The sequence below is a fragment of the Psychroflexus sp. MES1-P1E genome (genome assembly GCF_002836055.1).
In the GTDB taxonomy this organism is placed as follows: domain Bacteria; phylum Bacteroidota; class Bacteroidia; order Flavobacteriales; family Flavobacteriaceae; genus Psychroflexus.
In genome coordinates this window covers 41,010-64,877 of record NZ_PJBS01000158.1, presented here as the reverse complement: position 1 = coordinate 64,877, position 23,868 = coordinate 41,010, and the positions used below count along the sequence as shown (strand labels likewise).

18 protein-coding genes and 1 pseudogene are annotated in these 23,868 nt (G+C 36.3%); 11 read left to right on the top strand and 8 right to left on the bottom strand.

Features of this window, described 5'->3' with window-relative positions:
* Nucleotides 1–20: 20 nt before the first annotated feature.
* From CXF67_RS06445 to CXF67_RS06420, 6 genes are all read right to left on the bottom strand, one after another.
* Nucleotides 21–2,249, bottom strand: coding sequence for an NADP-dependent isocitrate dehydrogenase (locus tag CXF67_RS06445; protein WP_102088001.1), 2,229 nt, complete (start codon nucleotides 2,247–2,249; stop codon nucleotides 21–23).
* A 150-nt stretch (nucleotides 2,250–2,399) separates the two neighbouring features.
* Nucleotides 2,400–2,750 (bottom strand): 50S ribosomal protein L19, encoded by a 351-nt coding sequence (gene rplS, locus CXF67_RS06440; RefSeq protein ID WP_015025533.1) that lies wholly within the window; start codon nucleotides 2,748–2,750, stop codon nucleotides 2,400–2,402.
* A gap of 105 nt (nucleotides 2,751–2,855) precedes the next feature.
* On the bottom strand, nucleotides 2,856–3,536 hold the full coding sequence (trmD, locus tag CXF67_RS06435) for a tRNA (guanosine(37)-N1)-methyltransferase TrmD (protein ID WP_102088000.1): 681 nt from the start codon (nucleotides 3,534–3,536) through the stop codon (nucleotides 2,856–2,858).
* A 3-nt stretch (nucleotides 3,537–3,539) separates the two neighbouring features.
* A complete protein-coding gene (locus CXF67_RS06430; protein WP_102087999.1) occupies nucleotides 3,540–4,838 on the bottom strand; it encodes an MFS transporter in 1,299 nt (432 codons plus the stop codon).
* A complete protein-coding gene (locus CXF67_RS06425; protein WP_102087998.1) occupies nucleotides 4,838–5,449 on the bottom strand; it encodes a hypothetical protein in 612 nt (203 codons plus the stop codon). Before CXF67_RS06425 ends, CXF67_RS06430 begins: the two co-directional genes overlap by 1 nt.
* 96 nt (nucleotides 5,450–5,545) lie before the next feature.
* Nucleotides 5,546–6,994 carry a glyceraldehyde-3-phosphate dehydrogenase gene (locus CXF67_RS06420; protein ID WP_102087997.1) on the bottom strand — a complete coding sequence of 483 codons (1,449 nt, stop codon included), beginning with the start codon at nucleotides 6,992–6,994 and terminating at the stop codon, nucleotides 5,546–5,548.
* Nucleotides 6,995–7,217: 223 nt separating this feature from the next.
* On the opposite strand from CXF67_RS06420, the gene CXF67_RS06415 reads away from it, so the two are divergent.
* Nucleotides 7,218–7,856 carry a MarC family protein gene (locus CXF67_RS06415; protein WP_015025538.1) on the top strand — a complete coding sequence of 213 codons (639 nt, stop codon included), beginning with the start codon at nucleotides 7,218–7,220 and terminating at the stop codon, nucleotides 7,854–7,856.
* 1 nt (nucleotide 7,857) lies between these two features.
* Here CXF67_RS06415 and CXF67_RS06410 read toward each other — a convergent pair whose 3' ends face one another.
* Nucleotides 7,858–8,559, bottom strand: coding sequence for a DUF429 domain-containing protein (locus CXF67_RS06410; protein WP_102087996.1), 702 nt, complete (start codon nucleotides 8,557–8,559; stop codon nucleotides 7,858–7,860).
* Between the two features lie 196 nt (nucleotides 8,560–8,755).
* On the bottom strand, nucleotides 8,756–10,162 hold the full coding sequence (gene lpdA / locus CXF67_RS06405) for a dihydrolipoyl dehydrogenase (protein WP_102087995.1): 1,407 nt from the start codon (nucleotides 10,160–10,162) through the stop codon (nucleotides 8,756–8,758).
* A 275-nt stretch (nucleotides 10,163–10,437) separates the two neighbouring features.
* Here lpdA and nhaC point away from each other — a divergent pair, with 275 nt between their 5' ends.
* From nhaC to acs, 10 genes and pseudogenes are all read left to right on the top strand, one after another.
* On the top strand, nucleotides 10,438–11,910 hold the full coding sequence (gene nhaC / locus CXF67_RS06400) for a Na+/H+ antiporter NhaC (protein ID WP_102087994.1): 1,473 nt from the start codon (nucleotides 10,438–10,440) through the stop codon (nucleotides 11,908–11,910).
* Nucleotides 11,911–11,913: 3 nt separating this feature from the next.
* Complete coding sequence (gene bshB1, locus CXF67_RS06395; RefSeq protein WP_102087993.1) at nucleotides 11,914–12,630, top strand: bacillithiol biosynthesis deacetylase BshB1; 717 nt, start codon at nucleotides 11,914–11,916, stop codon at nucleotides 12,628–12,630.
* Nucleotides 12,631–12,754: 124 nt separating this feature from the next.
* Nucleotides 12,755–12,844, top strand: a pseudogene (locus tag CXF67_RS19295) (transposase-like zinc-binding domain-containing protein); the annotation flags it as partial.
* Between the two features lie 21 nt (nucleotides 12,845–12,865).
* Nucleotides 12,866–13,168: a terminase gpP N-terminus-related DNA-binding protein gene (locus CXF67_RS06390; RefSeq protein WP_180957910.1), complete on the top strand. Its 303-nt coding sequence runs from the start codon at nucleotides 12,866–12,868 to the stop codon at nucleotides 13,166–13,168.
* Nucleotides 13,169–13,281: 113 nt separating this feature from the next.
* On the top strand, nucleotides 13,282–14,499 hold the full coding sequence (locus CXF67_RS06385; RefSeq protein WP_102087991.1) for a hypothetical protein: 1,218 nt from the start codon (nucleotides 13,282–13,284) through the stop codon (nucleotides 14,497–14,499).
* Nucleotides 14,500–14,501: 2 nt separating this feature from the next.
* On the top strand, nucleotides 14,502–14,774 hold the full coding sequence (locus CXF67_RS06380) for a DUF4212 domain-containing protein (protein WP_102087990.1): 273 nt from the start codon (nucleotides 14,502–14,504) through the stop codon (nucleotides 14,772–14,774).
* Between the two features lie 7 nt (nucleotides 14,775–14,781).
* Complete coding sequence (locus CXF67_RS06375; protein WP_102087989.1) at nucleotides 14,782–16,569, top strand: sodium:solute symporter family protein; 1,788 nt, start codon at nucleotides 14,782–14,784, stop codon at nucleotides 16,567–16,569.
* Between the two features lie 278 nt (nucleotides 16,570–16,847).
* Nucleotides 16,848–19,544, top strand: coding sequence for a sensor histidine kinase (locus tag CXF67_RS06365; RefSeq protein ID WP_102087987.1), 2,697 nt, complete (start codon nucleotides 16,848–16,850; stop codon nucleotides 19,542–19,544).
* Nucleotides 19,541–19,915, top strand: coding sequence for a response regulator transcription factor (locus CXF67_RS06360; RefSeq protein ID WP_102087986.1), 375 nt, complete (start codon nucleotides 19,541–19,543; stop codon nucleotides 19,913–19,915). Before CXF67_RS06365 ends, CXF67_RS06360 begins: the two co-directional genes overlap by 4 nt.
* A gap of 11 nt (nucleotides 19,916–19,926) precedes the next feature.
* Nucleotides 19,927–23,787 carry an acetate--CoA ligase gene (gene acs / locus CXF67_RS06355; RefSeq protein WP_102087985.1) on the top strand — a complete coding sequence of 1,287 codons (3,861 nt, stop codon included), beginning with the start codon at nucleotides 19,927–19,929 and terminating at the stop codon, nucleotides 23,785–23,787.
* The last annotated feature ends 81 nt before the right edge of the window (nucleotides 23,788–23,868 follow it).

Below are 23,868 nucleotides of genomic sequence, written 5' to 3'. Positions count from 1 at the left end.
TATTAAAAATTCCAATTCAACTATTGAGTATCAATAATTGAATTTAATGTTGAACTTGGTCTCATTTGTTTGGTGACTAAATCTTCATCTGGAAAGTAATATCCGTTGATATCGTTTTTCTGACCTTGAGCTTTTAGTAACTCATCATTGATTTTAGATTCATTTTCCTCCAAGAAGTTAGCTACTTTTTCAAATTCAGATTTCAAATCCGCATCATCACTTTGATCAGCAAGCTCTTTTGCCCAGTATAAAGCTAAATAGAAATGTGTTCCTCTATTGTCTATTTCATTGACTTTTCGGGAGGGAGATTTATCATTTTTCAAGTATTGACTATTTGCTTTATTCAATGTTTTGGCAATAACTTTTGCCTTTGCATTATGGGTTCTGTCTGCAATATCTTCAATAGAGACTGCAAGAGCTAAAAATTCTCCTAAAGAGTCCCATCTTAAATGGCCTTCTTTTAAAAATTGTTGGACATGTTTTGGGGCAGATCCACCAGCGCCAGTTTCATACAATCCTCCACCAGCAAGTAATGGAACAATAGAAAGCATCTTTGCACTTGTGCCCAATTCTAGAATGGGGAAAAGATCTGTTAAGTAATCTCTAAGGACGTTACCCGTTACAGAGATAGTGTCTTTACAGTCTTTTACTCTCTCTAGCGTGTATTGCATCGCTTCTTCTGGACTCATGATTTGCACATCCAAACCAGTTAAATCAAGGTCTTTTAAATACGTATTAACCTTAGTGATAAGATTTGCATCGTGAGCTCTATTTTCATCTAACCAAAAAACAGCAGGGTTCCCTGTTTTTTTCGCTCTTTTAACTGCTAAGCCTACCCAATCTTTAATAGGTAGATCTTTGGTTTGACACATTCTCCAAATGTCACCTTCTTTAACATCATGAGTCATTAAAGCTTTATGGTTACGGTCTAAAACTTCTACACGTCCCTCTTTAGGTATGATAAACGTTTTGTCATGAGATCCATATTCTTCCGCCTTTTTGGCCATCAATCCAACATTGGAAACATTACCCATGGTAGTCACATCAAAAGCTCCATGTTTTTGACAGAAATCAATCACTTGTTGATATATTCCAGCATAGCTTCTGTCTGGTATAACAGCTTTCATGTCTTGAGTTTGATTATGCTTATTCCACATCTTACCCCCAGCTTTTATAGCGGCAGGCATAGAAGCATCAATAATAACATTACTTGGGACATGCAAATTGGTGATGCCTTTTGAAGAGTCTACCATCGCTAAATCCGCTTTACTAGCATATACGTCTTCAAGCTCTTTGATAATGGTTTTAGCTTTTTCTTCTGGAAGTTTAGAGATTTTAGTATAAACATCTCCCAATCCATTGGTGGGGTCTACACCAATTTGATCAAATTCTGATTTGTATTTATCGAAAATCTCTTTAAAATAAACGGTTACAGCATGACCAAAAATTACAGGATCTGAAACTTTCATCATGGTTGCTTTCAAGTGTACAGAAAACAAAACATCCTTTTCTTTGGCGTCCTTAATTTCTTCATCCAAAAATTCACGAAGGGCCTTTTTACTCATGACAGAAGAATCTATGACTTCTTTATCCTCAAGTTTTGTGCTGTCCTTCAAGACAGTTTGGTTGCCATTAGCATCTGTATGAACAATTTTCACATCATCTTCTGAGGTAAGAACAACAGACTTTTCACTTCCATAAAAATCTCCATCTTTCATTGTTGAAACATGGGTTTTAGACTCTTTGCTCCATTCATTCAATTTATGAGGATGATCTTGAGCATATTCTTTTACGGGACCAGCCACTCTTCTGTCTGAATTACCTTCCCTTAAGACAGGATTGACCGCACTTCCCAAGACTTTTGCAAATCTATTTTTTACATCTTTTTCCTTGTCATTTTGTGGATCTTCAGGATAGCTAGGAATTTTGTAGCCTTTGTCTTGTAGTTCTTTAATAGCTTCGGTTAGTTGTGGAACAGAAGCGCTTATGTTTGGAAGCTTAATGATGTTTGCTTCTGGAGTTTTGGCCAACTTTCCAAGATAAGTTAAGCTATCATCAACTTTTTGTTCTTCAGTTAAGTAATCACTGAAACTAGTCAAAATTCTTGCTGCCAGAGAGATGTCTTTGGACAGTATATTTATACCGGCGCTTTCTGTAAATCGCCTTATAATTGGTAAAAAAGAGTAGGTGGCTAGAGCTGGCGCTTCATCTGTTTTTGTATAGATGATTTTTGTACTATATTCTTCCATGAATTATAATTTATATTTAGAAATTGTTTAACCCTCAAATATAAAGATTTGAAATCTAAAAACCTTGCGGAGAGGGTTATAAGGCTGTTAAAAACTGAAAAACCTTCTATTGAATTCAATAGAAGGTTTTTTAAAGATCGAAAAAATAAACTAGTTTGTTCTTTTTTCTTTAATTCTTGCTTTTTTACCAGTAAGGTTTCTGAAATAATAAATTCTAGCGCGTCTAACACTCCCTCTTTTATTAATTTCAATTTTCTGAATAGCAGGCATGTTAATTGGAAAAATCTTCTCAACTCCTACAGTTCCACTCATCTTACGAATAGTGAAGGTTTTTGATACTCCAGGTCCTTTAATCTGAATCACGACTCCTTTATAAAACTGAGTACGTGTTTTTTGACCTTCCTTAATTTCGTAGTATACTGTAATAGTATCACCAGCAGAAAATTCTGGAAAATCTTTCTTTTCTACAAATTCGTCTTGTACAAATTTTACTAAATCCATTGTATTGGGTTTTAATATAACCTAAACCAACATTCACGCATTTCGTCAGAGGTTGAATTAGCGATTGCAAAAATACATAAAAAATCGTTTTATGCAAATCTAAATTTAATCTTCCTTCAATAAGTCTGGTCTGAGCTCTTTGGTTCTTTCTAAGGCTTTTTCATCTCTCCATTCGTCGACTTTTCTTTGGTGTCCGCTTAATAAAATCTTTGGAACTTCCAATCCTTTGTAGGTTGAAGGTCTTGTATAAATGGGTGGAGATAGCAAATCATCTTGAAAAGCATCGGTTAGAGCAGAGGTTTCGTTTCCAAGTACTCCAGGGATAAGTCTTATGATGCTGTCACACAAGACTGCTGCTGCCAACTCTCCTCCAGAAAGGACATAGTCACCAATAGAGATTTCTCTTGTGATAAAGAGCTCCCTTACGCGTTGGTCTACTCCTTTATAATGGCCGCAAAGCAGTATTAAGTTCCCTTTTAGGGAGAGCGTATTTGCCATGGCTTGGTTTAAGACTTCTCCATCTGGGGTGAGGTAAATGACTTCATCATAATCTCTTTCACCTTTCAATTTAGAAATGCATTTGTCGATAGGCTCCACCATCATCACCATTCCTGCACCGCCACCATACTGGTAATCGTCAATCTGTTTATAACTGAGAGTGGTATAATCTCTGAGATTATGAATATGGATTTCTACTAGTTTTTTTTCAATGGATCTCTTTAGGATAGAAGCCTCAAATGGGCTCTTTAGCAAATCCGGAACTACAGTAATAATATCTATTCGCATTTCTTAAACTTTTTTGAGTTTGTAGCTCAATGTTATACAGGCGACCAAAAGTAAAAGGAAAAACCAAAATTGATAGGCTAGTCCAAAATGTTTTGCAATAAGGCCGAATGAAGCAGCTACTATGGTAAATAATCCAATTAATGTGTTTGCAACAGAGACATATGTTGGCCGCTCTTTTTCTGGGGCATAGTCTATTATGTACGTTTTTCTGCTCAATCTTGCTCCAGAATAAGCAACGCCGTTAATAAATAAGACTGGCATAAAATAGTAAAAATTGAGGGTTTCATTATCAAAATAAACAAAAACCAGCGCATATAAAATACTCAATATAGACAAGCCAGCTGAAATTCTCATAAGCTGTAAACTAGATCTATCTGCCAATCTCCCCCAAATAGGACTACTTACTATTTGTGCTAGACTACCAATGACAATGATATAGCCTAAATAGTTCCAGTTTCCCTTGCTTACATCTTTTGCAAGCAGGATAAAAAATGGGTCTAATAGAGGAATGGCCATTAACAATGCTCTGGTAATGATGAAATTCCTGTACGATGAATCTTTCTTTAATAGGGAAGCTCCAGTTTTTATTTCTTCTAAAGGGGTTCTTCCTCCCTCTGTAGACCCCGGTTGTTCTTTAATATCTGAAAATAAAATTGAGGCAAAAATCCAAAGTGCGGCAGCACAAGCAAATAGGCCAACGTATAGCCACTTGCTATCTTCTCCTTTTAGAAAAAATACTAAAGAGCCTCCAGCAATAAGAGCTAGAGACCCTCCAAATGTAGATCTATAACTCAACATTTGACCTCTTTCTCCTTTGGGGACAGTTTTTCCAGTTACGTCTTTAAAGCTTACAGAGCCAACTCCTGAAGCTATACTAAATAGAAGTAATAAGAAGACAATAGCATAACTTACGAAGGCCTGGTTATCGATAAAGGCAAGTAAGATCGCTGAAACAAGTAAACATAAGCCTTGAGTTAATCCAGCAGCAACCCAATACGGTTTTCGTTTTTGTTTTTCTCTTATCTTTCCGCTCACAAAAAGCTGTGGCAAAAGAGAACCTATGTCTTTTATAGGGACCAACATACCGATAAGAAAAAGTGGTGCTCCAAGAAAGCTTAATATCCAAGGTAGAGTGAGCCCTGGACTTATTAATTTTTCTGCAAATTTAGTAAGGCTACCATTAAAAATATTTAATATGAAGTTTTTTGGAAGATGTGTGCATTGGTCGTCCGGAATGGATTCGCAAATTCTAGCATCGGTATCTTCAGTCAAAAATTCATAAAAATCTTCGGTCTTGGCCATTATTTTTGATTGCCCTTACTCAATTTCTGAACTTTATTTTTTTCGTCTTGAAGTTCTCTTCCCAATTTCTGTTGCTTTTCTAAAGAGATGCGTTTATAACTTTCGTGGTCTGCATCTAGATTTTTTAAATTCTGCTTAGCTTCTTTGGTAAGAAGATTACTCCTGTTGTATTTAAAAATAAATAAGAATAACAAAATAATGAGAACGGCCATGATAGACCACGTTATCGTTTTATAATTTGATTTTGTTAAAGGCATCTCTAAAAATACAATTTCATCTTTTTTGTTTTGAAGACCAGACAATTCTTTATTCAGGCCAGATACTTCTGTGATTAAACTTTGAATTTGTTTGTCTTGAGATTGAATACTGTCTTTTAGACTAGAGATATCTGTTTTTAATACATCAAAAGCAGTAAAAACGTTCTTAATCGCAGCATTGATTTCAACTTTTTCTACAACCTTGTATTGCTGGTAATTATTAGATTTATCTACTAAAGTTTCAAGATTCTTTATTGCTGAAGGTTGCTGGTCTTGTTCTTTATTCTCTTTGTTTTGAGAAAAAGATAGGCTTGTGCAAAAAAAAGCAATAGCTAAAAGATATAAGGGTTTCATACTAATTTGATTTTAAAGCAAAAGTATTTAAAATGCATCTAATAAAATCAATATCAAAAATAAAAATCCTTGGAGTTCAAGGATTTTTATGGGATACTAATAATAGGTGAATCGCCTGACTTCAGAAATGTATTTTGCCAAACGTATGACTTGATGGCTATATCCAAATTCATTGTCATACCAAATATAAAGAACTACAGAATTGGTGTTTTCATCTACAATGCTCGCATGGCTATCGAAGATAGCTGGGGCGGAAACTCCAATAATGTCAGAAGAGACGAGTTCATTATCTATAGAATATTTGATTTGTTCCACGAGTTCACCATTAAGAGCGTATTCCTTTATTTTAGAATTTAGCTCCTCTTTAGTGACTTTGTTCTTTAAATTTAAATTTAATATAGCTAAAGAACCGTTGGGCACTGGAACTCGTATGGCATTAGATGTTAGTTTACCCTCCAATTGAGGAAGGGCTTTAGCAACTGCTTTTCCTGCTCCGGTTTCTGTGATTACCATGTTAAGAGCTGCTGCTCGGCCCCTTCTGTACTTGCTGTGCATGTTATCCACCAAGTTTTGATCATTGGTGTAAGCATGAATAGTTTCTAGATGACCATGTTCCAAGCCAAAGCTATCTTCTATGGCTTTCAAGATTGGAGTAATGGCATTTGTAGTACAAGAGGCCGCAGAATAGATAGAGTGTTCTTTGGGATCATACTCCTTATGGTTGACGCCATGAACGATATTAGGAATTCCTTTGGCCGGAGCAGTTAATAAAACTTTTGAAACTCCTTTAGAAGTCAAATGTCTTTCTAAAGCCTCCTTATCTCGAAAAGCACCAGTGTTGTCAATGACTAAAGCGTCCTGAATACCATAGGACGTGTAGTCTATATCTTCTGGTTGCTGAGCAGAAATTATTTTTACCGTAGTATCATTAATTATAAGGGAAGAATTTTCTAGGTCTACACGGACGGTTCCGTTAAAATCGGCGTGAATAGAGTCGTTTCTTAATAATGAAGCTCTTTTCTCTAAAACATCCTGAGTGATTTTTCCTCGGGTAACTATAGCTCTTAGCCTTAATTGATTTCCTTTACCAGTCTTGGCCATCAGTTCACGAGCGACCAGACGTCCTATTCTTCCGAAACCGTAAAGCACAACATCTTTGGGTGTGATCGCATTAAAATTTTGAGAGTTTTTCAGTTTATTGGAAAGAAAACTCATCACATCCTGATCTTCGTTTTCATTTTGAAGATATTCAAAAGTCAGTTTTCCAATGTCTAATTTGGAGGGGGGTTGATGAAGGTTTTTTATCCCCTCTGCGATTTCTGTAGAATCGAAAATAGAAATAGGCTTATTGACAAATGCGCCAGCGTATTCGTGGAGCTTTAAAATTTCTCCAACATTTTTATTGATAAGAGAATTTTTAAATAAAACGAGTTCGATAGACTTTTCATACCATAAATCGTTAACAATACTGATAAACTTTACAGAAGCGCGTCTTCGGTCTGCTTGAAAAGAAAGTTCCTTTTCGTATACTTGTGATGGAGTCATTGGAAGAATTGATTTTTAAAGTTTCGACAAAAGTATAGATTTCAATCGTTTTCGTTAACTGTTTTTAAGAAAAAAAAGCACATTTTTTAAAGTTTTTTGTCAAACTTTTTTCTCTTCAAGATTTGAGTAAAAAACGTAACTTAAAGTTTGAATTATACGTATTGAAAATCAGAAAATTCAAAATACTTTTGCAGGACTTTAAATTTAACTTAATTCGTTACTAATGACAGAATTGATAGCCTTTGGGATTCTCTCGTTCACTACTTTTTTTACCATCATAAACCCTTTAGGTGTGATGCCCATATTTATGACGATGACTTCTGAATTGGATAAAGAAAGTCGAAAAGCTACAGCCAAAAAAGCAATATTAGCCTCTTTTGTGACCGTTATTATATTTGCATTTACTGGTCAGATCCTATTTAAATTTTTTGGAATATCGGTGAACAGTTTTAGAGTAGTAGGAGGGATTATTTTTCTCTTGATGGGGATGGATATGTTGCAGGCTAGACTTGGTAAAGTGAAAGTTCAAGAGTCGGAGATTAAAACCTATGTTAACGACATTTCTATTACTCCCTTGGCTATCCCTATGATATGTGGTCCTGGAGCTATTACCAATGCCATTGTGATGATGGAGGATGCTAAAACGGTAGAAATGCAAGCCGTGCTAATTGGAGCTATTATTGTAGTTCTTGGTATTACGCTAGCTATCCTCTTGAGTGCGGGCAAAATTATAAAACTATTAGGGCAAACAGGAAATAATGTACTGATGCGTTTAATGGGCCTTATCGTTATGGTGATCGCTATAGAATTCTTTTTGAGCGGGTTTAAACCTATCTTTCAGGAAATTATTTCTGGACAATAAGCTAATAAGCGATTTTTACTAAAATACCATTTGCATCTGTATGGTTTTCATCTTCAATAAACCTTAGTTTGTTTGTTTCACTTTTTGAATTTGAGAGGCAAAGAACCATTGCATCGAGTATATCGTCTGGTTTTACTTTCGATTTTGGGTACGTAGATGTGATAGAGTGATAGAGGTCTTCGAGTTCAGGAGCCAAGCTTATGAGAAGTTGAAAACGCTCTTGGAATCCCTCTTTAGTAGACTTTTTGGAGCTGATTACCTTAGATCCGTTTAAGTATTTGAAATCAATTTCAGGATGGCTTTCATAAATTTCTAAGGCGTTTGATTTTTTCTGAAAAAACTGATCGATTTCTTTTATTTTTTTAGAAATATTATGGCTTTGAATAGAGATGCTCTTTCCTAAAACCCTTTTGTTGATTTCACGAGCCTCGTCATAATTTTTGGCATAAACAGCCTCTCGGCAGGCTGGTGTAAAAATCGTAGATGCTCTTTTTTCCAATTGCTTTCGCATAGAGCTTTCCACCGTTCTACAGAAATTTTCAGAAGATAAACCGATGGGAATATCTATAAATACACGTTTTAGATCGGAGTGTAAAGCGATCAATTCTGAAAATTGAGTGACGGCCAAACTAGAAAATTTGTTTTGGTCTTGTAAAATCACAATCCAGCCCAATGGACAGGAATCTATACCAGCTATTTTCATTTTTTAAAAAGGCTTCAGATGATTAATATATAAACCAAAGTTACAGCTATTGAAATTAACGTTTACTCAGGACGGGGCTTTAAATCAAGAACAGCTAGAAGCTTCCTGTCTTCAAACTTGAGGTTGACGCTAACAAAATCAGAATAAAAAAAACCGATATATTTCTATACCGGTTAGTTTGATCCTTGTGGAAGGTTTAAATATGTAAAGCTCTATTGCCTGTCGCGGCAAGCGCTGCTTCTTTTACAGCTTCTGCATAGGTTGGGTGAGCGTGACTCATCCTGGCTATATCTTCTGCACTCGCTCGGAATTCCATAGCTGTCACTGCTTCTGCGATAAGATCGGCTACTCTGGCGCCAACCATATGTACTCCGAGAACTTCGTCTGTCTCTTTATCTGAAAAAATCTTTACAAACCCGTCTACATCTCCACTAGCTCTAGATCTTCCTAGCGCACGCATCGGGAATTTACCAGTGTTATACTTGATGTTATCTTCAATGAGTTGTTCTTCGTTTTTACCGACAGAAGCTACTTCTGGCCAAGTGTAAACCACATTTGGAATAAGGTTATAGTTGATGTGTGGTTTTTGACCTGAGATGACTTCAGCGACGAATGTGCCTTCTTCCTCAGCTTTATGAGCAAGCATTAGGCCTTCAATGACATCTCCTATGGCATAAATATTATCTGCCGTCGTTTGTAATTTCTCATTCACTTTTACCTTCCCATTTTCATTGATTTCAATGCCAGCTTTATCGGCATTTAAACCGTCAGTAAAAGGTCGTCTTCCAACAGAAACTAGGCAGTAATCTCCTTTAAATTCAACTTCTTTACCATTTTTATCATCAGCCTTCACCGTGATTTCATCTCCGTTGCGCTCGACGGATTTCACCTTATGAGAAAGCATGAATTTAGCTTTTTGTTTTTTCATGGCTTTCATCAATTCCTTGCTTTGGTCTTTGTCCATGCCAGGTATGATGCGATCCATATACTCCAAGACAGTAACTTCTGCCCCTAGTCTTTTATAGACTTGTCCTAGCTCAAGACCAATCACTCCACCACCAATCATAATGAGGTGTTTTGGAATTTCTTTTAAGGAAAGAGCTTCGGTAGAGGTGATAATTCGTTCTTTGTCAATATCGATAAAAGGTAAGCTAGAAGGCTTACTTCCTGTAGCGATAATGGTGTTTTTAGCTTCAATTTCAGTCTCCTTACCCGCACCATCAGTAATGATGATGTGTGTTTTGTCTTTGAAAGATCCAATACCTTGGTAAGACTCTATGTTATTTTTTTCCATTAGAAAATCAATTCCTTTGGTGGTTTGATCCACAACACCAGACTTACGTTTCATCATATTTCCCAAATTGACCTTGACTTCTCCAGAAATATCTATCCCGTGTTCTTCAAAGTTTTTTATGGCGTCCTCGTAGTGATGTGAAGAATCTAGCAAAGCTTTAGAGGGTATACAGCCTACATTAAGGCAAGTTCCACCTTTGGTTGCATATTTTTCAATAATGACGGTTTTCATGCCTAATTGTGCACAGCGAATGGCTGCTACATAGCCTCCAGGTCCAGAGCCGATTACGGCTACATCGTATGTATTCATATTACGAATTTTAGTTTCAAAATAAAGTATTACAAATTTACACCTTCTTCATTAAAGGACAATTACTAGGCTAGAAAACCTTGTTAAATTATTGATAGTGATTTTGTTTTTGATAGCTTGACGCAAATTAGAAATACATTAAGAAAACGAGACTAGAAAAATAAACAACCCGTTGAAAACAAGGCTATTGATTATCTAATGTTGATAAAACTCTACTTTTTTATTGTGAAATAAGTCACAAAATTGTAACATTACGTTCATTTTAAATTCTAAACATGAGTGAAGCTTCAAACAATACTGAAGAAATTCAGTCCAATTCCAAGATAAGATTAAGTATTTGGCAAGCCCTTGTCCCAATTATAGCTTTAATAGGTATGCTTGCCTACAATGTATTTATATATGGAGATGATTCCTTAGGAGGTTCTAATCAGTTCATTTTATTGATGGGTGGAGCCGTTGCCGCTATTGTTGGTGTTGTGAAAGGGGTTAAGTTTGAAGTGATGATAGAGGATGTGGCTAAGAATATTAAGGCGACCGTCGAGCCTATTCTTATTTTACTGATGGTTGGAGCACTCGCTGGAACCTGGCTGCTGAGTGGTATTATTCCAACAATGATATACTATGGATTGCAAATTTTAAACCCTACTATATTTTTGGCAGCTACCGTGGTAATTTGCTCAGTGATCTCGATCGCAACAGGGAGTAGTTGGACGACTTCGGCGACCGTTGGGATTGCCTTAATTGGTATAGCTGAAGCGCTTGGAGTATCGGTCGCCATGACTGCTGGGGCTGTCCTCTCTGGCGGATATTTTGGCGATAAACTATCTCCTATGAGTGATACGACAAATTTGGCTCCTGCCATGGCGGGTACAGATTTGTTTACTCACATTAGGTATATGACTTTAACTACAGTTCCTACAATAATAGTTACCCTTATTGCTTTCATTATTATAGGTCTTAATTTAGACACCTCTGGACAAACCAATCCTGAAGAAATCCTGGATTCTATTGACGCCTCTTTTAACATCACTCCATGGCTATTTGTAGTTCCCGTTATAGTGATTGCTTTAATTATAAAAAAGACACCTCCACTTATTGCATTGCTTTTAGGAACATTATTAGCTGCTGGATCTGCACTTATTTTTCAGCCAGATCTCGTTCAAATGATTGGAGGAGGGGAAGCCTTAAACTTTGAAACCGCTTATAGAGGAATTATAAATGCAATTACTGTGGAAATTACCATCCCTTCAGAAAACAAATCTTTACAAGACTTATTTTCTGCTGGTGGAATGGCTGGCATGCTAGGGACTATTTGGTTGATTATCTGTGCCATGGTATTTGGTGGAATTATGGATGCGATTGGAGCTTTGGAAAGAATAAGTGAAGCCCTCTTGAATTTATTTACATCTATTTTTGGTTTGTTTTTTAGTACGGTTACTAGTTGTTTAGTTTTGAATTTAACCGCCTCTGATCAGTATTTGGCCATTGTTGTCCCTGGGAAAATGTTTGCCAAAGCTTATGAGAAAAAAGGGTTAGCCCCTGAAAACTTAAGCCGAACTTTAGAAGATTCTGGAACTGTGACTTCTGTTTTAATTCCTTGGAACACTTGTGGAGCGTATCACAGTGGAGTACTTGGAGTTCCTGTAGCGGATTATTTCTTTTATGCGATTTTTAACTATTTGAGCCCATTTGTCACTCTAATTTTTGCAGCTTTCAACATTAAGATTAAACAATTGACGAAAAAGTAAATTATGAAATTAGATATATTAGCAATAGGAGCACATCCAGACGATATAGAGTTGAGTTGCTCTGGCACCTTAGCTAAAGAAGTTGAAAAAGGAAAAAAAGTTGGGATATTAGACCTTACCCGTGGTGAGCTTGGAACTCGTGGAACTGCAGAAACGCGCGACCAAGAAGCCAAAGATGCTGCTGAAATTCTTGGAGTGAGGATGAGGAAAAACCTGGAATTCAGTGATGGTTTTTTTTCAAATAATACGGCTCACCAATTAGAAATTATCAAAATTTTGCGCAAGTATAGACCTGAAGTTATCCTGTGTAATGCTATACATGATAGACATATAGATCATGGGAAAGGAAGCAGACTTGTGAGTGATGCCTGTTTTTTAAGTGGCTTAAAAAAGATTGAAACGATTTATGAAGGCAACTTTCAAAAGGAATGGAGGCCAAAACATATTTATCATTATATACAGTGGTACGATATAGAGCCAGATTTCGTTGTAGATATTTCTGGTTTTATGGAGAAGAAGCTAGAGAGTGTAAAAGCTTACAAAACTCAATTTTTTGATCAAGGTAGCAACGAACCAAACACTCCAATTTCAAGCTCTAATTTCATTGACAGTGTGACTTACAGAGCTAGAAATTTAGGTCGAATCATAGGCACTGAACATGGAGAAGGATTCACTGTTGAACGCTATCCAGCAGTTGACTCAATTTTAGATCTTATCTAAAAAAAAAATTAAATCAAAAACGCATCACCCAAAAGCCGATCTATCGACTTTTGGGTTTTTTATTTATAGATAATTTCGTAATAATATTTTGCTAAATTGATATATTTATGCAAAATTAATATATATGGATTTTTGTCCTCAATGTCAATCTGATAAAATAGTGAAAAGTGGCATTGTCAATAAGCGTCAACGCTATAAATGTAAATCATGCAATTACTTTTTTACTGTTAATAAATTGGGAAAAAAAATTGATCAGTATTATGTGACTAAAGCGCTTCAGCTTTATTTGGAAGGGCTCACTTATCGTGAAATTGAACGCATTTTAGGAATTTCTCATGTGAGCGTGATGAACTGGGTTAAGAAGTATAACATTCAAAAAGTTCAGAATTTAGATTTTCATCCTACCTACAAAATTTTGAGTCAAAGCGAACTCGGAAATTACTTTTCTCTACCAGAGAATACAAAGGGATCTGGTGTTATTGTCACTGAACTTGGAGACAAATTCATGATCATAAAATGGGAGCGATTTAAAGATTAGCTATACCAGTTACCAAAAATATATATTTAATTTTAATTAACAGATTTATTATTTGAAGTTCGTGCCAAGTTATTAGCAATAAAAAGTTTAAAAAATTAAAAACTTGACACATAATGAGACATTATATTACACTCTTCGCATTATTAGCTTTATTTTTTAGCAACAGTGCATTTTCTCAAGGCTCACCTAATTATAAGGGAGGATTTAAAATTAAGTTTGACGACAACGATAACAAGTATGTTAGAATTTTAACTTGGGTTCAAACGCAAGCTAATTTTTCAGACTCTCGTCCAGACGACCAAGCCGATGTTTCATTTCAATTAAGACGTGCACGATTACTCGTTTATGGTCAACTAGCAAAAGACTTCCTAATTCTAACTCACATTGGTATTAATAGCTTGAATGCTCAGAATATGGATCCTCTAGGAGCCGATGGTGCTCCTCAAGTTTTTATGCATGAAGCTTGGGCACAATACGATATTTCAGATCAGATCACTGTTGGAGGAGGACTTCATTATTGGAACGGTTTGTCGAGATTGAACTCTCAAAGCACTTTGAATTTGATGACATTAGATAACAATAGATCGTCTTGGGCTACTTTAGGACTTACAGACCAGTTTGCCAGGCATGTTGGTGTATTTGCTAAAGGTAATTTTGGAAAGCTTCAATATAACGTTGCAATCAATGAAGCAATTGTGAATGGTCTAGACACCAATCCTTTATCTGATACAAATGCAGTTTACCAAGGTGCTAATATTTTGGGGACTGCTGAAGCTGGAAAAACGTACACAGGTTATTTTGCATATAATTTCCACAATCTGGAATCCAACTTCCTCCCCTATAAAGTAGGGACTTACTTAGGTACTGAGCGTATTTTTAATGTAGGTGCAGGGTTTTTCCATCATCCAAATGGTGCCATTATCGTTAAAGAAAATCAATCTGTTGGTGAGAATGTGAACCTTTTTGCTGCAGATTTATTTTATGACGCTCCCATAGGAGAAAATGGAGCTTCTTTGACAAGTTATGCCGTTTTCCAATCCAATGACTATGGGACCAATTATTTTTTAGGACCCTATTCTTCTGGCGAAATGCTTTACGGACACTTTGGCTATCTTTTGCCAAGTGCAAAATCTACAACTCGTTTTCAACCCTACGTTTCCTATAACTATACTTTTATAGATGCTTCAGATCAGGATAGAACTATTTTTGGATTGGGGATTAACGCCTATCTGAATGGTCATAATTCAAAATTAACTTTAGAGTACAAATCAGAATCATTCGGAACTATAAACCAGAACACCCTTAGCCTTCAGGCTATGATATACTTATAACTATGGATAAACAAACTGACAACAAACAGAAACACGCCTCCGCTTATTGGAGAGAAAACCTCAAATATCTTGCTATACTACTCCCCATTTGGTTTTTAGTATCCTATGGAGCAGGTATAATTTTTAAAGACTGGCTAGACCAATTTCAGATAGGAGGCTTCAATGTTGGCTTTTGGTTCGCACAACAAGGGTCTATCTACGTATTCATCATATTGATATTTGTGTACGTAAGGTTAATGAACAAATTAGATAAAAAATACGGATACGATAAATAAATAAACTATGGATTCTCAATTACTTACTTATATTTTTGTTGGCGTTTCATTTGCTCTGTACATCGGAATAGCGATTTGGAGCAGAGCGGGTTCAACTAAAGAGTTTTATGTTGCTGGCGGAGGGGTTTCGCCTTTAGCAAATGGCATGGCTACTGCTGCAGATTGGATGTCTGCGGCATCTTTCATATCGATGGCTGGTATTATCTCATTCATGGGGTACGATGGTTCTGTTTTCTTGATGGGCTGGACAGGTGGCTTTGTTTTATTAGCCCTATTGCTAGCTCCTTATTTGAGAAAATTTGGAAAATTTACAGTCCCTGATTTTATAGGAGACCGTTACTATTCAAAAACAGCTCGATCTGTTGCTGTTATTTGTGCATTGATTGTTTCTTTTACCTATATCGCTGGCCAAATGCGTGGAGTAGGTGTTGTCTTTTCAAGATTTTTGGAAGTAGAAATTGAAACAGGAGTCATCATTGGGATGATTATAGTCCTTTTTTATGCCGTTTTAGGGGGGATGAAAGGGATTACTTACACCCAAGTCGCTCAATATTGTGTTTTGATTTTTGCTTTTTTGGTTCCTGCAATTTTCATCTCCTTTCAAGCGACAGGAAATCCTATTCCAATGTTTGGGATGGGAGATACGCTGACGAGTCAACCAGACACTTTCATGCTAGACAAGCTAGATGGTTTAAGTCAGGAACTTGGTTTTAGTGCTTATACTGAAGGGTCTAAAGATTTAATAGATGTTATTGCAATTACTCTTGCCTTAATGGTAGGTACTGCTGGTTTACCTCATGTTATCGTAAGATTCTTTACCGTTAAACGGGTTAAAGATGCAAGAAAATCTGCAGGATATGCATTGCTGTTTATTGGAATTTTATACATTACAGCTCCCGCTGTTGCTTCTTTTGGAAAACTTAATTTAATAGAAACAGTAAGCGAGAAAAAGTATTCCGAAATGCCAAAATGGTTTACGACTTGGGAAAACTTGGGTTTACTCGCTTGGATAGATAAGGATTCCGATGGTAAAATTCAATATTTAGGGGCTGCTAAAGAAGGCGGTGATGCCTTAACAGGAATTCCGATATTTTCAGAAAATGAAAGAGGCAAAAGCGGAGAACGTTTAGTTGAAAACCCTTCAAGCAACAAAAATGAGCTTTATGTAGATCGCGATATAATGGTTCTAGCTAATCCAGAAATAGCAGATTTACCTAACTGGGTTATCGCTCTTGTGGCGGCAGGCTGTTTAGCTGCTGCATTATCCACTGCTGCTGGACTTTTATTGGTGATTTCCTCTTCCGTTTCTCATGATCTTATCAAGAAAATGATCAAACCAGATATTTCTGATAAAGCAGAATTAGTCGCTGCGCGTTTAGCAGCTGTAGCAGCTGTAGTTGTAGCAGGTTATTTTGGTATAAATCCACCAGGTTTTGTGGCAGCAGTTGTTGCTCTAGCATTTGGTTTAGCCGCAGCCTCTTTTTTTCCAGCTATAATTTTGGGTATATTTTATAAGCGAATGAATAAAGAGGGTGCAATAGCAGGTATGGTAGTAGGAATATGTCTGATGTTATTTTATATGTTGAAATTCAAATTTGACTTTTTTGGAGGAGGTACCTCAGAAGATTGGTGGTTTGGTATTTCTCCGGAGGGCTTTGGATCTGTTGCTATGTTCGTTAACTTCTTTGTTTCGATAGTGATAAGTAAGTTTACACCAGAACCTCCACTTGAAGTTCAAGAAATGGTTGAAAGTGTAAGAATACCAGCTGGAGTAGGAGAAGCTTCAGATCATTAGGTTTTAGATAAATTCTCAAGAGAAAGTGAATAGAAGCTCGTTCTCTTGAGAATTTTATTTAAATTATGTCCCAATTTAGAGTCAATGAAAAAGAGACATCAACAGAAACTTATTTTTTTAAGCTTGACTTTAATCTTGCTCATTAATATACCGTTTGTCCTCGCTTATAATTCTGATGTTTCGGTTTTTGGATTTCCTTTATTTTACTTTTTCATTTTTATGATTTGGTTGATAAGTGTGGTCATCTCCTTTTCAATCCTTAAAAAATATTCAGATTAATGAGTAAAACTGGACTCATAGCTCTCATATTTACTTATTTAGGAATTTTGTTTCTCATTGCTTTTTTCGCTGAAAAAAATAAAGGGTCAAAGTTAGTTTCACATCCAGCTATTTACGGACTTTCACTTGCGGTTTATTGTTCTGCTTGGACTTATTATGGTAGTGTTGGGATGGCTGCAACATCTGGAATAGAATTTCTTACTATATACCTTGGTCCGGTCATAGCCGCCCCATTATGGATTGTAGTACTCAAGAAAATTATACAACTATCCAAAGCTTATAAGATTTCTAGTATTGCGGATTTTATATCTCTACGGTATGGAAATAGCCGGTCATTGGGTGCTCTGGTTACCTTAGTTTGTCTTGCGAGCATAATTCCTTATATTTCTTTACAGCTCAAAGCGATTTCTGAAACTTTTGAAATTGTTTCTACATCGACAATAGGGATTGAAGGGACATCCGTTATCACAGATTCTACTTTTTATATCGCTCTCATTTTAGCAGTTTTTGCTTCATTCTTTGGAACCTTATCTCTAGATGCTTCCAAAAATCGAACAGGGGTTATGTTTTCTGTCGCTGCTGAATCTATTTTGAAACTTACATTTTTCTTAGTCGTTGGTATTTATGTCACCTTCTATGTATTTGATGGGACTGTAGACCTATATAAACAAGCTGATTTGGACTTAAATTTGAATAAGCTTAGCACCATAAATGGTTTAAATGGTGGTATAAATTGGTACTTTAGTATTGCACTTTCCTTTTTAGCAGTTTTTCTATTGCCTCGACAGTTTCAGACTTCAGTGGTAGAATTCAACAACCGCAAGCAACTTAAAATAGCCATTTGGTTGTTTCCTTTATACTTATTGCTTTTCAATGTTTTTGTAATTTTTATAGCTTGGGGTGGTCTGTTGATTCTTGGAAATGAAGCTAATGCAGATTATTTTACGCTTCTTATTCCCTTGCATTTTGGCGATAAATGGCTTGCCGTTTTAGTCTTCTTAGGGGGACTTTCAGCCGTTATATCTATGGTTGTGGTTTCCACAGTTGCGTTGTCTACCATGTTGAGTAACAACCTCATTATACCCTATGGTTTTTTAAAAAAGCTAACCAATAATAAGTCCTTGAACAATGAGAAAACCATAAAAAACATAAGGCGGCTTTGCGTTTTTAGCTCAATAATTCTTGCTTATTTACTTTATTCGATGTTCAATCCACAGATTTCTCTATTTTCGATTGGGCTCATTTCATTCTTAACTATAGCCCAGCTAGCTCCAAGTTTTTTTATAGGAATGTTTTGGAATAGGGGCTCTGCATTAGGATCCAAAGTTGGAATCTTACTTGGAATGAGTGTCGTTGTTTTTACCTATTTGCTGCCTTTTTTTACTGAAAATATTTTGAATAATAATGAATTTGTAGAGCAGGGATTCTTTGGTGTAGGAGCTTTAAAGCCTTACGCTCTTTTCGGAATCGAACTATTGAACCCTGTAAATCATGCCTTATACTGGAGTTTACTATTGAATACAGGAGTTTACCTAATGTTGTCTGTTCTTAGAAAAGGGAATTATAGAGAACGTAATTACGGTGAGATGTTCGTGAATAGTGAAAGAGTCATTGAACTTAAAGAAGATGCTTTTGTTTGGAAAGGAGAAGCTTATGTGGAGGATATTCAGAACATATTAATACGCTTTATTGGACAGGAAAAAGCCGACAAAGCCTTAAGAGTCTTTAGAAAGAGATACCAAGTAAATCCACAAGAAATTTTGGCAGACGCAAGATTTATAAATTTTTCAGAACGTCTTCTCACCGGAGCAGTAGGAAGTGCTTCAGCCAAAATATTGATTTCTAATGTGGCAAAGGAAAAGCCAGTCTCATTGGTTGAAGTGCTTAATATACTCGAAGAAAATAGAGAAACCATTTCTGTAAATAAATCTTTGGAAAAACAATCTCAAAAATTGATAAAGTTAACTTCAGATTTAAAAATGGCTAATGAAGAACTTAAAATTCAAGATCAATTGAAGGATGACTTTTTAGAGACGGTTGCTCATGAGCTTAAAACACCAATTACTTCTATAAAAGCCAGCTCAGAAGTTCTATCAGATAACGAGGACATGGCGATGGAGCTTCAGCAAAGATTTTTGGCTAATATCATTCAAGATACGGAGCGTTTGAATGTGCTGATAAATGATATTTTAGATTTAGAAAAAATGGCCTCAGGGAGAGATATGTTAACCTTAAAATTCCATCGTCTTGACGAATGCGTTCAAGAGGCTATACATGGAATAAGCAGTATTGCTCAAAGGCAGAATATCGATGTCAGATTTCAACCTGATTCAAATGTAGTATTGGAATTTGACTACAGCAAAATCTTGCAGGTTTTTACTAATTTGCTTTCTAATGCTTTAAAATTTGTCCCTGATAAGAAGGGAGTTATTGAAGTTTTTCTAGAGCACAATTCAGAAGAAATATTATTTACAATAAAAGATAATGGGAAAGGAATTCCAGAAGGGGATAAACACTTAATTTTCAAGAAGTTTTACCAGTCTAAAAATCAAACTTTTAAAAAGCCAACAGGAAGTGGTTTTGGACTAGCCATATGCCAACAAATTGTGGAGATGCATGGAGGAGAAATTTATGCAAATCCAAATCTAAAGATCGGTGCAGAAATTATAATCAAATTACCAAAATCCAAGTCATGAAAAAGATACTACTAGTAGATGATGAACCCAACATCATTATGGCGTTGGAGTATACTTTGAGAAAGAATAACTATGATATCTTTATTGCAAGAGATGGAGAAGAAGCTATTTTGCTTTCAGAGAAGCTACAACCCGATCTCGTTATTCTGGATATCATGATGCCAAAGGTGGATGGTTATGAAGTTTTAGAGTATTTGAGACAACACGAAACCTTAAAATATACAACTCAAACTATTATTATAAGTGCTAAACAAAAAGAAACCGATGTCCAGAAGGCTTTAAGTCTTGGAGCAAAAGAATATATCAAAAAGCCGTTTTCAATGAAAAAGCTTTTGAATACAGTCACTGATTTATTAACACCAAACCATTAAAATATAGCATTATGGATTATAAAGAAGTATATCTAAAAAGCATTGAACATCCAGAGGAATTCTGGCTGGAAGAGTCAAAAAAAATAAAGTGGTTTAAAGCTCCAACCAAAGCTTTTGAGCAGACTTCAGAAGGGATTTACAATTGGTTTCCAGATGGAGAGACCAACCTGAGTTATTTATGTCTAGACCAGCATATTGAAGATGGATATGGTGATGAGATAGCTCTTATATATGATTCTGCTGTAAGGCAGAAGCAAGTCAAGTATACTTACAGCGAAGTTTTAGAAAAAGTATCTAAACTGGCCGGTGGACTAAAAGAATTGGGTGTTGAAAAGGGAGACCGGGTCATCATTTATATGCCTATGATTTCTCACTCTTTATTCAGTATGCTGGCCTGTGCTAGGATAGGAGCTATACACTCTGTAGTTTTTGGAGGTTTTGCTCCAGATGAATTGGCGATAAGAATAGATGATGCGAAACCAAAAGTTATTATTACAGCCACTTCGGGTATAGAAGTCGATAGACTTATTGCCTATAAACCTATGCTAGATGAGGCGATTGAAAAGGCAAAGCATAAAGTTGAAAAAGTAATCGTCTTCAATAGAAAATTAGGAGTTGAATTTGAGGAAAAACCTTATGATATAGATTACTTAGAATTGATGGAAAAGGCTAAACCAGTGAATGCAATTGCCTTAAAATCTCAAGACCCCTCCTATATTCTATATACGTCTGGAACTACGGGTTCACCAAAAGGAGTGGTAAGAGACATCGGTGGTTATGCTGTTGGCCTTAAATTTTCAATGGAAAATATCTATGGCACCAAACCAGGTGATACCTTTTGGGCCGCTTCGGATGTAGGGTGGGTCGTAGGACATAGTTATATAGTCTATGCCCCGATGATTCATAGAAATACGACTATCATTTATGAAGGTAAACCCGTAAAAACACCAGATGCTGGCGCTTTTTGGAGAGTGATAGAAGATCATAAAGTGAATGTTATGTTTACGGCGCCCACTGCGTTTAGAGCTATTAAAAAGGAAGATCCACATGGTGAATTTATAAAAAAATATGATATCTCTTCTTTGAAATATCAATTTTTGGCAGGAGAGCGATGTGATGAAACCACCTTGAAATGGGCGCAGAATCACCTAAAGATTCCTGTAATTGACCATTGGTGGCAAACTGAATCCGGATGGCCTAATGTTGCAAATTTTATGGGAATGGATGCTTTACCAATTAAGCTGGGTTCTTCAGGTAAGCCTGTTCCAGGATATGATCTTGTCATACTTTCTGAAGAAGGCGAGGTTTTACCAGCTAATACAGAAGGTTACATCTGTTCTAAACTACCACTTCCTCCTGGGTTTATGCAAACGCTTTGGGATAATCACGAGCGTTATAAAAATGGCTATTTGAATAAGTTTCCTGGGTATTATTTTTCTGGGGACGGCGGTTTTATAGACGAAGAGGGTTATGTATTTATAACTGGAAGAATTGATGATGTAATCAATGTTTCTGGTCATCGTCTTTCTACTGCGTCTCTCGAGGAAGTGGTGTCTCAACACCCTTCTGTTGCTGAATGTGCAGTAGTTGCCCTACAAGACGCCCTTAAAGGTGAAGTCCCCTTAGCTATTGTCGTTCCAATATTGGGCGATGAAGATTATGAATCTTATAAAATGCAAACTGAAATCGTGCAACTGGTAAGGGATAAAATTGGACCTATTGCGGCATTAAAAAATGTAGTCATCGTTAAACGACTTCCGAAAACAAGAAGTGGTAAAACCTTAAGAAGAACGCTTAAAAAATTGGTGGCTGGAGAACCCTACAAGCTTCCATCTACTATCGAAGATCCGATGGTAATAAGTGAGATTATAGAGATTTTTGATCAACAAAAAATCGGTGCATTTAGTTCTAATAAAAATCAAGTCACACAATCTCTAAAAGCGCTTACCACTAGTTATTATAACATTGATTCGTTAGCAAAATATATCGATGTCTACAGGATTTCTCAAAATGATCCAGAGAATTTCTGGAATACCATTGCAGAAAGAAACTTTGTTTGGAGAAAAAAATGGGATTCCGTTTTAAAATGGAATCGCGAAAAAGCAGAGGTAAGTTGGTTTGAAGGAGCTCAACTCAATATTACTGAAAATGCTATCGATAGGCATTTAAAGACTAGAGGAAATAAAACGGCGATTATTTGGGAACCCAACAATCCAGATGAAGAAGCACTTCATATCACTTATAATGAGTTGTCTAAGCGCGTCAATAAAATGGCGAATGTGTTGAAAAGAAATGGTGTTCTAAAAGGAGATCGCGTATGCATTTATCTACCTATGATTCCGGAGTTGGCTATTTCAACATTGGCCTGTGCTAGGATTGGAGCAGTTCACTCTGTTGTATTTGCAGGGTTTTCAGCGTCTGCACTCTCTTCAAGAATTAACGATTCAGATTGTAAGATGGTCATCACTTCCGATGGGTCATACCGCGGTTCTAAAACTATTGATCTAAAAGGTATTGTAGACGAAGCTTTGGAAAGCACGCCCACAGTAGAATGCGTTTTGGTGGCTAAGCGAACGTTTTCTAAAATTGAGATGACAGAAAATCGAGATGTCTGGCTTCATGAAGAATTGAAAAAAGTAGATGATAAATGTGAAGTAGAAATCATGGATGCTGAAGATATGCTTTTCATACTCTATACCTCAGGTTCTACAGGAACTCCAAAAGGGATGGTGCATACGACAGCTGGATATATGGTATATACTGCGTTTTCATTTAAAAATGTTTTCCAATACAAAGAAAATGATGTGTACTGGTGTACGGCAGATATAGGGTGGATTACTGGCCATTCTTATATTGTTTATGGTCCCCTTCTTAATGGAGCAACAACCTTGATGTTTGAAGGTGTTCCGTCTTATCCAGATTTTGGAAGATTCTGGGATATCATAGATAAATATAAGGTGAATCAATTTTACACGGCTCCAACAGCTATTAGAGCATTGGCTAAGCAGGACATTAAGTTTGTTAATCAATACGATTTATCATCCCTGAAAGTTTTAGGAAGTGTAGGAGAGCCCATTAATGAAGAAGCTTGGAATTGGTACAATGAAAATATTGGCAAAAAAAAGTGCCCCATTGTAGATACGTGGTGGCAAACTGAAACAGGAGGTATTATGATTTCTCCAATTCCTTTCGTAACTCCAACTAAGCCTACTTATGCCACACTTCCTCTACCAGGTATTCAGCCATCTTTAATGGATGAAAAAGGAAATGAAATTAAAGGTAATGGCAGTTCTGGAAGACTTTGCATTAAGCATCCTTGGCCAAGTATGGCAAGAACTGTTTATGGAAATCATCAACGGTATATCGACACTTATTTTTCAGCTTATGAAAATATTTATTTCACTGGAGATGGGGCCCTAAGAGATGAGGTGGGTTACTACCGTATAACAGGTAGAGTAGACGATGTCATCATTGTGTCTGGTCATAATTTAGGAACTGCACCAATAGAAGATGCTATCAATGAGCATCCAGCAGTGGCAGAGTCTGCTATTGTAGGATTTCCTCACCAAGTGAAGGGAAATGCTTTAGCTGGGTTTATCATTTTGAAAAACGATGGAGAATCCAGAAATAGGGAAAATTTAAGCAAAGAAATCAATCAATTAATTTCAAGTAAAATCGGTCCTATAGCCAAGTTGGATCGTGTTCATTTTGTTTCTGGTTTACCTAAAACTCGAAGTGGAAAGATCATGAGAAGAATTATGAGAAAGGTATCTTGCAACGAAGCAGATCAAATAGGTGATGTCTCAACGTTGCTTGATCCTACAATTGTTGATGAGATAAAAGAAAAAGTAGCCCCTTTTTTAAACGAATAATGGGTTGAAATTCGATTTAAGCTGATTTAATGAAACTCATAACCTGTTCACTTAAAGGGAATTGATTCGGAGATGAGTTTC

Excerpts from the sequence above, each read along its gene's own strand:
- acs (WP_102087985.1), top strand. The coding sequence starts at position 19,927 with ATGGATTATAAAGAAGTATATCTAAAAAGCATTGAACATCCAGAGGAA.
- trmD (WP_102088000.1), bottom strand. The coding sequence starts at position 3,536 with ATGCGAATAGATATTATTACTGTAGTTCCGGATTTGCTAAAGAGCCCA.
- CXF67_RS06420 (WP_102087997.1), bottom strand. The coding sequence starts at position 6,994 with ATGACTCCATCACAAGTATACGAAAAGGAACTTTCTTTTCAAGCAGAC.
- CXF67_RS06425 (WP_102087998.1), bottom strand. The coding sequence starts at position 5,449 with ATGAAACCCTTATATCTTTTAGCTATTGCTTTTTTTTGCACAAGCCTA.
- CXF67_RS06445 (WP_102088001.1), bottom strand. The coding sequence starts at position 2,249 with ATGGAAGAATATAGTACAAAAATCATCTATACAAAAACAGATGAAGCG.
- CXF67_RS06375 (WP_102087989.1), top strand. The coding sequence starts at position 14,782 with ATGGATTCTCAATTACTTACTTATATTTTTGTTGGCGTTTCATTTGCT.
- CXF67_RS06410 (WP_102087996.1), bottom strand. The coding sequence starts at position 8,559 with ATGAAAATAGCTGGTATAGATTCCTGTCCATTGGGCTGGATTGTGATT.
- rplS (WP_015025533.1), bottom strand. The coding sequence starts at position 2,750 with ATGGATTTAGTAAAATTTGTACAAGACGAATTTGTAGAAAAGAAAGAT.
- nhaC (WP_102087994.1), top strand. The coding sequence starts at position 10,438 with ATGAGTGAAGCTTCAAACAATACTGAAGAAATTCAGTCCAATTCCAAG.
- lpdA (WP_102087995.1), bottom strand. The coding sequence starts at position 10,162 with ATGAATACATACGATGTAGCCGTAATCGGCTCTGGACCTGGAGGCTAT.
- CXF67_RS06380 (WP_102087990.1), top strand. The coding sequence starts at position 14,502 with ATGGATAAACAAACTGACAACAAACAGAAACACGCCTCCGCTTATTGG.
- CXF67_RS06365 (WP_102087987.1), top strand. The coding sequence starts at position 16,848 with ATGAGTAAAACTGGACTCATAGCTCTCATATTTACTTATTTAGGAATT.
- bshB1 (WP_102087993.1), top strand. The coding sequence starts at position 11,914 with ATGAAATTAGATATATTAGCAATAGGAGCACATCCAGACGATATAGAG.
- CXF67_RS06415 (WP_015025538.1), top strand. The coding sequence starts at position 7,218 with ATGACAGAATTGATAGCCTTTGGGATTCTCTCGTTCACTACTTTTTTT.
- CXF67_RS06360 (WP_102087986.1), top strand. The coding sequence starts at position 19,541 with ATGAAAAAGATACTACTAGTAGATGATGAACCCAACATCATTATGGCG.
- CXF67_RS06385 (WP_102087991.1), top strand. The coding sequence starts at position 13,282 with ATGAGACATTATATTACACTCTTCGCATTATTAGCTTTATTTTTTAGC.
- CXF67_RS06430 (WP_102087999.1), bottom strand. The coding sequence starts at position 4,838 with ATGGCCAAGACCGAAGATTTTTATGAATTTTTGACTGAAGATACCGAT.